Source organism: Vibrio sp. 704, from assembly GCF_033339295.1.
In genome coordinates this window covers 1-822 of the sequence record NZ_JAWOUH010000274.1, presented here as the reverse complement: position 1 = coordinate 822, position 822 = coordinate 1, and the positions used below count along the sequence as shown (strand labels likewise).

Annotated in this window: 1 protein-coding gene and 1 pseudogene; both read right to left on the bottom strand. The window is 45.4% G+C overall.

All coding sequences use genetic code 11. The features are described 5' to 3' along the window. Positions 1-231 precede the first annotated feature (231 nt). Positions 232-327 (bottom strand): MetS family NSS transporter small subunit, encoded by a 96-nt coding sequence (locus R7R24_RS25895; protein WP_005494570.1) that lies wholly within the window; start codon positions 325-327, stop codon positions 232-234. Beyond that, positions 324-822 (bottom strand): annotated as a pseudogene (locus tag R7R24_RS25890) (sodium-dependent transporter); the annotation flags it as partial. The gene R7R24_RS25895 and the pseudogene R7R24_RS25890, both read right to left, overlap by 4 nt.

Below are 822 nucleotides of genomic sequence, written 5' to 3'. Positions count from 1 at the left end.
TGGTATGAGTGGGATGACGAATTTGGTATTCGTGTTCCACTTGGCGTGAACTGGGACCTATCGAAAGGGTGGGACGTTTATGCGCAGATCCACCCTGAGCTCGATCTCTATAAAGGCCCTGACTTACAGTTGGGTGGGGCAGTTGGTGTGAAATACAGCTTCTAGCTCTCAAATAAAAAATGCCGGCATAGATGCCGGCATTTTGTTTCTGATTAAGACGGAATTTCAATCTTACTGTTTGTTCATCGCACGTTTAATGCAGATAGCTGCACCACCCCAAGTGATGCCCAAACCAAGAACCATCATAATGATTGCGCTAACGGTCATTTTACTGCCTCCTTGCGGTTTGCTGCGTTGATAAGTAAGCCAAAGATAAAGAGTACGGCAATGATTGCCCAACCTAGAGTTAGATCGTAGCCACCATAGCCTTCTGTAAATAGCGCATAAAGCTTTGTTGCCAAGATGATTGCTAGCATGATTGGTGTGACAAAGCGTAAACAAATCTCAAACCATTGACCGATAGAGAAATCAGAACGCTCATTCACGTAGCCGCGTACTTCTGGTACACGATTTAGCAACCAAGCCATCAATACGATTTCAATCAAGCCACCAACCATAATACCAACGTTGTTTGCAAAGTGGTCGACTAAGTCTAGTAGCAGTAGGCCACCGTTGGTCGCAAATGCCATCGACACAACAAAGCCAGTGCCGATTACCACATTTGCTGCTTTCTTACGGCTCCACTTTAACTTATCGATAATGGCTGACGTCACGGCTTCCATAATCGAAATATGTGAACTTAGACCGGCCACAACAAGCGCA

Bases quoted from the DNA above. Each gene is read 5' to 3' on its own strand.
- R7R24_RS25895 (WP_005494570.1), bottom strand. From the start codon at position 327: ATGACCGTTAGCGCAATCATTATGATGGTTCTTGGTTTGGGCATCACT.